Here is a 10,731-nt window from a genome sequence, read left to right as displayed (position 1 = left end):
TTTCACGTTGAGATTACTGGAGAGCGACGTGATACGGAAACGGTCATGCGTCGTTTGGAGGGGGGCGATTGGAAAAGTGCCAGCAATGGTAACTCGTTGGTCGCCTACCCTACTTCACGTCCGGTTTTGCAGACCAGCGGGGTTAGGCGACTGCCCCGCTGAGTTTAACCAAGCACCGTTCAGTTATAGTCTGCAACCCCGATTCTCTCGTTCCTGTTAGCTCCGCTGCACAAGCGAGAATGCCGATGCTGTCGTTGGTTAGTTGCGGGATAAGCAACGGTGCAAGCCTCAGACTGCGATGGAGCCAAGTGAGCCGTGGCGCTGTTGCTGACTATGATGGCACCGAGCGACCCAGAGCGTGAATCAAGCTCGAAGGTGCTTGCAGGCTGCACATTGATTTTGGTTTCAGGGTTACGGGCCCGCCAGGGATGGCAGTACACTACTGCCAGTCAAGTTCAGGACGCTGGTCTCCAGCAGTCGCTTCGGTCCCAGCTACCCAGGGACGGTGTGCAGCAATTTGGCACGGGAAGTGGGACCGTGCTGTGAGCACAGTGCTTAACTGCCGGATCTTCCCCGGTCTGCAGCGACTCCTTATTTTAGTTTGACTGCAATGCCCACGTCATCCTCTTAGGTGGAGCGCCACGAGCGCCGCCGGTAACATCATGAACCGATTGCAGCTTTACGTCTGGATTTTGACCGGTGGTTTTTTGAGTATCTGGCTTGGGATCGCACCACTTGCCGCTCAAGTGATTCCTGATACTACGCTGCCTGTGGGAGAGCGTTCGCAAATTACAGGCAATCCCAATGTGCAAATTGATGGGGGCGCAAGGCGGGGCGGCAACCTATTCCACAGCTTCAGCCAGTTCTCAGTGCCGACGGATGGGTCTGCTTACTTCAACAATACGGCTGATGTGCAGACGATTTTCACTCGCATTACGGGTGGATCAATCTCCAACATTGATGGGGTGATTCACGCCAATGGCACGGCCAATCTGTTTTTGCTGAACCCGAATGGCCTTCTGTTTGGTCCCAATGCCCGACTGAATATCGGTGGTTCCTTTGTTGCCACGACGGCTGACAGCATCAACTTTGCGGATAGTTTTCAGTACAGCGCGACGAAGCCTCAAACGACACCACTATTAACGGTGAGTGTGCCGGTTGGGTTGCAGATGGGAGCCAATCCGGGACGCATTGCGGTGCAGGGGAATGGCTACGATTTATCTGTTCCAGTGCCTATTTTTTCGCCTCTTGTCAAAGGTAATAGTACCGCAGGGTTACGGGTGCCAGTCGGTCAAACCCTTGCCTTAATTGGCGGCGATATAGACCTTCATGGCGGTACGCTAAGGGCAGAGCAAGGACGTATTGAATTGGGAAGCGTGCGTGATGGACAAGTAAACCTCAGCTCTACAGGTTCTGGTTTCGCGTTTGATTATGCAGGCAACCAGCGCTTTGGTAATATTCGCCTCTCACAGCAGGCATTAGCAGATGCCAGTGGTGGTGGACTCATTCAGGTACAGGGGAATCAGGTATCACTGACGGATGACTCACTGGTGCTGATTCAAAATCAGGGAACTCAGGCGGGAGGAAGCATCAGAGTAAATGCTATCCAGTCTTTAGAACTGAGCGGAACTAGCCCAAATGGTAGATTTTCCGCTGGCTTACGCAGCGAAACTGTGGGAGTTGGGAGTGGCGCAGATGTCGCAGTTTTAACTCGACAACTGGCGGCCCGGGGTGGATCAGCAATAATTGCTCGCTCCTACAGCTCAGCGAGATCGGGTAATGTAACTGCCCAAGCCTCTCATTCAGTACAAATTGATGGGGCTTCGCCCATTAATCCTCAAGTAATCAGTAACATCAGTACTAGTACTATTAGCTCTGGAGAGGCGGGAGAAGTCACTGTATCAACTCAGAACTTAACGGTACTCAATGGAGGGGGTATAGCATCGATAACTTTTGGAAGGGGTCGTGGCGGCAACATCATAGTCAATGCTTTTGACTTGATACAAGCAATTGGAACGAGCCGTAATTTCGGTGCAAGTGGTTTAACTGCTAGTGCTCTCGGTCCTGGAGATGCTGGTCAGATCACAGTCAACACATCAAGATTAGTGCTTCAAGATGGAGCGGCTATCTCGACTGCTATTCCAGCAACTGGTAATGCGGGCAGTATTGTTATCAATGCCAGAGAGTCTGTAGAAATTAGTGGTCGCCCCCCAGTGCCTGCTCTTCCAAGTTATGTGGGTTCGTCTGCCCCAATTACACCTAAACCTATACGGGATTATTATGGACTACCTGACAGACCCAGTGGAAATTCGGGCAGCGTGACCCTTAACACTCCCCGTTTAAGCATCACGGATGGGGCAACTGTCACTGTCAGCAATGATGGCACCGGAAGCGCTGGCACATTGCAGGTGAATGCTAACTCAATTTCTCTCGCTCGGGGTGGCTCAATGACTGCCGCTACCGCCTCTGGTGAAGGTGGCAACATTGCCCTCAACGTGCGAGATATTATCCTGCTCCGCAACGATAGCCCCATTACCGCTTCGGCACGTGGTACGGGCAATGGTGGCAACATGCGGATTGATGCCGGGTCGATCGTCGCCGTTCCTACCGAAAATAGCGACATCAGCGCTAACTCAGTCAACGCTCGTGGTGGCAATATCTCGATTACGGCGGCTGGACTCTTTGGCATCCAGCCTCGCCGTGAAGAGACACGTTTAAGCGATATTACCGCTACTGGAGCCAATTCGGCCTTGAATGGCACCGTGCAACTGAATATCGAGCGGTTTGATCCCACTTCTGGTTTGGTCCAGTTGCCCTCAGGCGTGGTTGACTCATCTCAGTGAATCGCTCAGGGTTGTCCTGTCGATCGCGGCGATTCTTTTGTCATCACGGGTCGCGGAGGCTTACCGCCCACACCTGCACAAGCACTCGACGATGATGCCGAGTGGAGCGATCGCACTATTCTCACGGTGGCTCAGCAGCGGCACGAGAGCGGAGCCAGGAAGCTACCCCTAGACAACAGGGCGGAAGCCCCACGCCTCAGAGTTGTCCCCCAAGCAACCACTCCCCCTTCCATCATTGAAGCGACAGACTGGCAGAGGACAGCCACTGGAGACGTGCTTTTGGTTGCGAATACACCTGACCCAACGGTACAGAACTCGTTGTATCAGTCGGTTGCCTGTCACGGCAGATGGTGAATCAGTGCCAGTAGAACCATTGCTTCTTGGGGTGTCATCAGGATACGTGTAATTTAGCGCCACGAGCGCTTGAAACGCTTGTTTCTACGTGCTCTCTTAGGAAGGATTCTTGATGGAAGAGTGGATTCTGGCTTAGTTATAGCAGCGGAAAAATTCTGGTCGTTAGTGAGCAGTTAACATGAACTGTCCCATTTACGAGGTTTGACCGAGCACTGCTAAGAAGCCTGTAATGGCGCAAAATCGTTCTCTGTGGTTGAGACCGCCCCATTTATGGCTCAAGATCGGGCAGTTCAACCCAACTGCCACCAAAACGGAGCAACCGCTGAAAGCTTTATCTCATGAGCCTTCTAGCCTTGACGACCACCTTTTGTCCGTTGCTATAACTAAGCCATCCCAAGCTGTTAGAAGCTAGAACGCTTATTTAGAGTCGCGTTGACCGCTTGCGCCATATTTTTTGCTCATTCACACCAGTGGGTTTGCCCTTTCTTGCTTTCTGACTGTGGCAACCAATCAAGCAAGGGGACTGGGCGCAGCAACGACTAATTCCCACGCTGGCTTATTCCCGATCGCGGTAACAACGTGAGGTGTCCCTAAGCTGGGCGGCTGTAGGAGGAACGAGTTTGGGTCGAACGGCTGGCAGGCAGAGTGAACCAGGTTTCTAACCCAGTCATGATTGAGAAGGTGCCAGCATCCACTGTGAGGTGGCGAGCTTGACTCAGGAACCGCTGACGAACAGATGAATGTTCCCACCGCTTCAAATGTTCTAAATGGTCAAATTTGAAGACGATTCGGTCTTCGTGCTCGTCTTGACCACTTGGGCGAAACACAGAGGCACCTAAATAACCTTCAAAGGTGCTGGCTGTGCTGATCATCTGCGTCAATAGCGCTTCAAAGGCTTGCTCCTTACCCCTTGTGACCTGCTGTACGACATCTACTGTCACCGCAGGATCGGTGTGCATGACTTTAGCCCTGACTTAATAAGGGTGCACCACTCACACCAACGGCTAGACGGACCACTTGTGCCGGTTCCACGCCAGTGGCAGGGGGTAAGAACATCCCGCCGTTGTTGACAACATACAAGTCAGTGCCGTGAAACGCGACCGCCGTGCAACCGGTTACCCCCTGTTCCGCCTGGGCAATGATCGTTGTGCGGCGGTCACGGTCAATGCGAATCACACTGTTGTACACATGGGTGGCTCCATAGAGATTGCCGTGCACATCAAAAGCAAAGTCATCAAGGTTCGTCCCCTCGATGAGAATCTCCGGCTCCTGTGGTTTGAGGCGCTCATCCAACGGCATCTGTAAGAGCAACAGCCGTTGTGTGTTAGACGCATAGAGACGATTGCCAAAGCGCTTTAGGCCGTTGACGGCTGGAAACGTGCTGGTCTCGTCACTACGAGCGAGGAGGGGATGCTCCAACCAAAGCTCGACGGCTTTGGTCGTGACATCAAACGACCAAATGGCACCCCGATAGGCATCGGCCATGAGGTAAGAGCGAGAAGACAAGGGTGTGATGCCATTGAGGAACTGTGCTTCTGGCAAAGTTTGGAGGTATGGCACCGCCCCGTCCGCTAGTACAGCAACAAAGGGGACACCTTCGGCATTCCAGCCATTGACGAGGAACTGATTGGGCTCAATCCAGGCAATGCCGCTGACCTTGCCGCTCAGCTGAGCGTACGTTGTCAGGTTACCGTCTGGATCGAGCTGGACGACCGCTCCCACTTCATGGTTGGTGAGATAGATGTCACCGGAGGGGAGAATCGCCAAATTTTCCAGAAAAGTATTGACCGGAAACGTCGCCATGGACTGGGCAGGCAGCAAAGCAACAGGCATGTCAGCATAGATTGCAGGTAATGGCATTGTTTCGACCTTAAAAGCCTTAGGTGGACGCTTAATCAGGTTGTTTTCTACAGGTAGTGATGAAAAGTCTCACTCCTGCCTCTAGAACAACTGGTTTAGAACTCAAGATAGTGGCAGAATCAGGATAAATCAAATTGATTCTAGAGATGCTTCCTATCAATGAAAGCAATTGACTTGGGTGCCGTTGATCTCAATCTCCTCGTTGCCTTCGAGTCCCTGTATCGCTACCAAAGCGTGACGCTTGCGGCGCAGCGGATCCACATTGGACAACCGGCAATGAGTGCAGCACTGAGGCGCTTGCGCTCGCTCTTTGATGATGCCTTGTTTGTGCGGGTAGGGCGAGAAATGAAGCCGACCGCCAGAGCAGTGGCGATCGCTCCCCAGGTGCTGTCGGCTTTAGACACGATCCGAGCGACGTTAGCTGACTTGCAAACCTTTAATCCAGCCTCTTCACAGCAAACATTCACTGTCGCCACATCAGATTATTTTGCCAGCATGGTTCTGCCAGCCTTGTTAGGCCTTCTAAGCCAGCAGGCGCCACAGGTTAAGCTGCGGTTGCTGCCGGTGGAAAAGGAATCGCTGGTAGAGGCCATCGAAAAGGACACATTAGATGTCGCCGTGGGTACGTTCGCTAATTTACCGCCCTACATTCTTCAACAAACATTGCTGTCAGAGCAATTTGTTGGCCTTGCCCGTCGTGGCCATCCGGCGCTGGAGGATGGGGTCATGAGCCTAGAGAATTTTGTCGGGTTTCCCCATGCGTTATTTACTTCACGGCGAGACGATACCGGGATCATCGACCAAGCCCTGGCAAAGCAGAAGTTAAACCGACGCATCGCCCTCACGGTTCCCTACTGGTTTGCTTTACCTTCGGCCATTGCGTCTTCTGATCTGTTAGTAGCCATTCCCTCCTGCCTGGCAGCACAGGTGACTCAACACTACGCCCTCCAGGCTTTTGATCTTCCGCTTAACTTAGCGTCTTGGTCCATAACAATGGTGTGGAGTACACTCAACGACCAGAACCCGGAAAACCTTTGGCTGAGACAGACAATGCAACACGCTTGTCAAAGCCTTGTCGAAGCGCGAAAGACTAAAGCTTGAGCTCATAAGCCCCTTGCCGCAGTGGTATACAACATTGGTGCTATGTCATCAATGTTGTATACCGCTACGGAAGGGGAAGGTTAGCTCACAAACTTTAAGGCGTTATGTAGAGGTACCCTCACGGGTACTGCCAAAAGCCAGGAGCATTTGCGAAACTTTTAATAAGCTCAGTGGTTAAGCTTACTGTGATGCTGAACGTTCTCGATGTTGTTCACTAGAACCTTCAACTTACTAAACGCCTTCTTTATTTTTAACAGGGTAGCGACACTTAGGCGCTGTCAAAATAGCGGTTAGGATACCGCAGATGTAGCCCCTGTTTTAGTAATCATCTGCCCCTATCCCATTACATCTTTAGAGGATGTTTCAATGCGGTTTAAGTCGATTCAGGTTAGTGGTTATCAAATCTTTGCTGTTACAGGCACGAATTCGGTTTCGTTTGCGATCGACTTTACCAAAGCTAAGACCCAGGGGTTGCTAGGCTTTGCAGTTGAACGTCATGACCCCCAAGAAGATGAACAATATTTCCTCTATGGGTTTAAAGTTTTCAGATCTGTTGTTGCTGTACCGACTCCCGATCTTTCTATTTCAACCAGAGATCATCCAGTACAAAGCTTTGTTTATGATGACTTCACAGCAAAGCCTGAACGAACCTATACCTATTACTTCCATCCAATTAAGGGAAAGCCCAAAAAGCTGGATCGTTCTGCTGAGCCTATTCCAATCACCATTGAGACAGAATCTACATTCTCTAAGCTCGAACACGATATCTTCTTCAATCGAGGTGTAGCCAGCAGTCAAGCCTATCAGCGCCGCTTTGGTAATCAAAGTCCAGAACAACTCAAAAAAGCAGGTGAGGCACAGAAAGCAAAAGAGGCTCTAGATTGGCTCAGTCGCGATCTTGATGATGCCATGCTACGTTTTATTGACCAGGCAGAAACAGGCGATACCTTACTAGGCTGTTTTTACGAGTTTCGATATGAACCTGTTATTGAGGCTTTGAGGCGTGCCGCTGTAGAGCGAAAGGTTACCTTAAAACTCATTGTTGATGCTAAGGAAAATCAAACCTCTACTAAGAAGGCGTTTCCTAGAGAGGAGAATCTTCAGCAAATTAAACAGGCTGGTCTGAAGCTTGGCACCCAAGTGCTGTTACGGGAAGCTCGCAAGAACGAAATTCAGCACAATAAATTCATGGTTCTATTGAAAGGGTCAAGTCAAGACCCTAGTGCTGTTTGGACGGGTTCCACCAATCTGTCTATCGGTGGCATTCACGGTCAAACAAATGTTGGACACTGGATTCGTAAGGCTGATGTTGCTGCCAAATTCAAAGCCTACTGGGAGCTACTGGCTAATGATCCAGGTGCTCAAAGAGGCGATACTCCAGCCGAAACTCGCCGCAAGAATAACCAGTTACGGCAAGCTGTAGCAGCAATTGATGCTTCTCCTTCTGAGTGGCGAGATTTCCCAACAGGAGTCACACCAATTTTCAGTCCACGATCCGGTTTGAAGATTTTAGAAATGTATGCGAACTTACTGGATAAAGCTGAGGGCTTGGCTTGCATTACTTTAGCGTTTGGTATCAATAAGTTATTTAAGGAGCGATTGCTTGATAATACGCACCGTAATGCCCTGACGTTTTTCTTACTTGAACGAGAAGACAAACCTGATAAAGATAACCCAGACGCATTTATTCGCTTATCTGCTCAAAATAATACATACATGGCTTTTGGCTCATACTTAAAAGAGCCAATCCACCAATGGGCTAAAGAAACTAGCGCCAAGATACTGGGTCTCAATCAGCATGTCAGCTTCATCCATTCAAAATTCCTGTTAAAAGATCCACTGAGTGATGATCCAATTGTGGTTACGGGTTCAGCAAATTTTTCGGCAGCTTCTACCAATGACAACGACGAAAATATGGTAGTGATCCGAGGCAATCAGCGGGTTGCGGATATTTATTTGACTGAATTCAATCGGCTATTTTCTCATTACTATTTCCGCTCTGTCCAATCTCGACTTAATCAAAGCGATCGCCCCAAAAACGCTCCTAGCCTTTTTCTTGAAGAGACTGATCAGTGGCTAGATAAGTATTCTACAGGAAGCCTTAAGCGTAAACGAGTAGAGGTGTTTGTAGAAATGGCAGATGCACAAATGTTGAGTGTGTAGTGAAAGCAACAAGTCAATCAGCGTCTAGTGCAACGTTTCGTAATTTTGAAATTCTTACAAAGGAAGTCAAACATGGACATTTATCAGCAAATTTGGGATGCCGACCAAACTGGTAGTGGTGTTAAACCCATCCTTGATAGTCAAGATGGTGATTCAGGACAAGGCTACGTCAAGGTGGCAGCGGTAGCGACGGGTGAACGAGACTTTAAGGTACTGCCAGAGGTCCAAATTCCCGCGTCAAAAATGCGGACTTATGACCTTGTGCGGGCATTATTTGACAACTATGCCCTTGACGAAGCGGACCCTGAAGTTGAGACACCTCAAGAGCGTGAGGAGGTGCACAACCTTTTGTCTGCAATTGTTGACTCGGCACCGATGCAAGTCGCTCGACGATATGTGGAAGAATCCACAAACACCGTCGTTACAAGCGAACGTTGGTATTCGACGTTGCTAGAACTTTGGTTCCGGCGTTTCTCCCAAGGTGGCGATCCTGAATTGTCAGGGTTTGAACATGTCTTTGTCGGTGAGCAAGAGGGCGCAAAGGTACAAGGCTATCACTTTTGGTATAAATACTATCTAGATGATGGTCTTGCCTCCACTATAGACCGTCACCGTTTACCAGGCTTCAAAGATGACGGGATTATTTACCTGCGGGGTAAATATGGCAATGGTCAGGAGAAATTCCCTGAATCGGTCACTATTTCCTTTCAATGGGAGGCCCCAGATTATGAGCGTGGAGCCACTCGTCCTCTAACTAAACCAATAGGCGGTTTTTTTGTTGGCTGCAGCGTTGAAGGACTCATGGCGATCGGGGCAGTCCGGGCTCATATGGGCGCACGGGCACCAAAAGAAGCTGTCATCAATGGTGCTAGATACGACCTAAAAATGTTCCGAAGTGCCAACAATCAAAACATTCGGACATTTTTCCCCGTCTATTTGGGACCAGTAGGAGACAGTACAAATGCTTCCTCAGGAGGGACAACACGCCCAGATGTGGAACAGTTGCCCGTTGCAATTACTGTAGATAGCCCGGTAAGGATTATTGCAGCGCTGGTCAATCCTTTAGGAGACGATGAAGGGAAAGAGACGGTGACTTTGATTAACACTGGGTCAGCTAACGTTTCACTTGAGGGCTGGTTTCTGTTAGATGCGATGAACAACCGATATGTCTTATCAGACCAATCCAACGTCATGGCTCCTGCTGCTACAACCTCTATCACCTTGCCTAAAAACTCAATTCAATTATCAAATAAAGGCGGTGAGATTCGTTTGCTAAACCGTGATGGACAAGTAGTGCATAGAGTGAGTTACACCAAAGGACAAGCTCAAGAGCAAGGGCGTACCCTTATTTTCTAGAGGAAGTTAAGGAAGCTAGCCTCATGTTGATAGGGCGCAATGTCCAACTAAGGTTTCATACGGAAGCTGTCGAAGCGATAGAGGGTAGACAATGCCTAGCGCGCGAGCGCGCTAACCCTTGCGGGCACCAGACGGACTTACAGTTCTGCTTTACTTCAACGCAATCTACCGCCGGTGACGCTTACCGTTAGCTTGCTAAGTTGTCAGTCGGAACGTTAACCGATCGATTCTCTGGGGGACGCCACTTTAAATCGCTTTTCTGGCAACCAAAGCAGCACGAATTTCAGTCCATGCATGGGAAGCAGATGGCATCCTACTAGAGCGCTATGCTTACACAACAGGTGCCGTAGAACCGCTGTCCAGACATTCCCACGCAGAGTATCAGTTTGGATTGAGTTTCAACTGTCAAGTTTCAATGTCGTGTGCTCAAGCCCACTTGTGAAGCTCGTGTTTATGCTGACACCACTCTTCATAATCTGCGAGTGCAGACCCGCCGTCTACAACAGCCTCTGCAAGCGCATGTTAACGTTCCCGTCGCTTTGGGAGCAAAACCAACGTGAAGCCCAGAAGCAGTTCTAGGCTTCATTCACCCCCTTTGACCGCTTGGTGCAAGCATAGCCAGCCACCGCGCAACGGCTCACTTGACTCAAGCTCCTGCTGCGAAAGCGCCACCTGGACAGCATCCGGATGCTGCCAGTTGTGCCTACAGGCGAAGAACGTCCAGCAGGCACAACGTTGAAACTGACGCTGGTGGTTGTAGACCAATGCTACCCAGACTGACCTAGCGTGTCGTGCTGGTGCCATGTGCTTGAGCATGATCAACCAGGGGCAGCTGCTTGGCTTGGGCTAAGGCCACGGCAAACTCATAAGCACACTGATAGCCTTTCTGGGTTGAGATCAAACGCCCTCCTTGATTAACAGCCAGCGCCTCTCGCTCTACGGCATAAAGTTCCATGCGCCCCTCAAGGCAGTAAAGCGAGTAGAACGACATACTTTGACCCTAACCATAGACTCCACTAAATAATGAAAGCTTTAACCCAGTAAGGCTGTCTAG

Annotated in this window: 8 protein-coding genes; 5 read left to right on the top strand and 3 right to left on the bottom strand. The window is 50.1% G+C overall.

Annotated elements, in window-relative coordinates; translation table 11 throughout:
• The first annotated feature begins 662 nt into the window (after window positions 1-662).
• Complete coding sequence (locus H6F86_RS16400; protein WP_190449763.1) at window positions 663-2,843, top strand: filamentous hemagglutinin N-terminal domain-containing protein; 2,181 nt, start codon at window positions 663-665, stop codon at window positions 2,841-2,843.
• Window positions 2,827-3,015, top strand: a complete 189-nt coding sequence (locus H6F86_RS16395; protein ID WP_190449761.1) for a hypothetical protein — start codon at window positions 2,827-2,829, stop codon at window positions 3,013-3,015. Before H6F86_RS16400 ends, H6F86_RS16395 begins: the two co-directional genes overlap by 17 nt.
• 772 nt (window positions 3,016-3,787) lie before the next feature.
• Here the strand turns inward: H6F86_RS16395 and H6F86_RS16390 are convergent.
• Together H6F86_RS16390 and H6F86_RS16385 are read right to left on the bottom strand one after the other, a co-directional pair.
• The gene (locus H6F86_RS16390; protein WP_190449760.1) at window positions 3,788-4,156 is read right to left on the bottom strand and encodes an antibiotic biosynthesis monooxygenase; all 369 of its coding nucleotides are present in this window, start codon (window positions 4,154-4,156) and stop codon (window positions 3,788-3,790) included.
• 4 nt (window positions 4,157-4,160) lie between these two features.
• A complete protein-coding gene (locus tag H6F86_RS16385; protein WP_190449758.1) occupies window positions 4,161-5,057 on the bottom strand; it encodes a gluconolactonase in 897 nt (298 codons plus the stop codon).
• 159 nt (window positions 5,058-5,216) lie between these two features.
• Between H6F86_RS16385 and H6F86_RS16380 the strand changes: the two genes are divergently transcribed.
• The 3 genes from H6F86_RS16380 to H6F86_RS16370 all read left to right on the top strand — a co-directional run bounded on the left by H6F86_RS16380 (window position 5,217) and on the right by H6F86_RS16370 (window position 9,677).
• On the top strand, window positions 5,217-6,158 hold the full coding sequence (locus H6F86_RS16380) for a LysR family transcriptional regulator (RefSeq protein ID WP_190449756.1): 942 nt from the start codon (window positions 5,217-5,219) through the stop codon (window positions 6,156-6,158).
• Between the two features lie 471 nt (window positions 6,159-6,629).
• Window positions 6,630-8,321 (top strand): phospholipase D-like domain-containing protein, encoded by a 1,692-nt coding sequence (locus H6F86_RS16375; RefSeq protein WP_190449755.1) that lies wholly within the window; start codon window positions 6,630-6,632, stop codon window positions 8,319-8,321.
• A gap of 72 nt (window positions 8,322-8,393) precedes the next feature.
• Window positions 8,394-9,677, top strand: a complete 1,284-nt coding sequence (locus tag H6F86_RS16370; RefSeq protein WP_190449753.1) for a lamin tail domain-containing protein — start codon at window positions 8,394-8,396, stop codon at window positions 9,675-9,677.
• A 781-nt stretch (window positions 9,678-10,458) separates the two neighbouring features.
• Here the strand turns inward: H6F86_RS16370 and H6F86_RS16365 are convergent.
• Window positions 10,459-10,668, bottom strand: a complete 210-nt coding sequence (locus tag H6F86_RS16365) for a hypothetical protein (RefSeq protein WP_190449751.1) — start codon at window positions 10,666-10,668, stop codon at window positions 10,459-10,461.
• Window positions 10,669-10,731: the final 63 nt, after the last annotated feature.

The sequence above is a fragment of the Phormidium sp. FACHB-592 genome (genome assembly GCF_014695795.1).
Taxonomy (GTDB): domain Bacteria; phylum Cyanobacteriota; class Cyanobacteriia; order Leptolyngbyales; family Leptolyngbyaceae; genus Stenomitos.
This window is presented reverse-complemented; position numbering and strand designations above follow the sequence as displayed.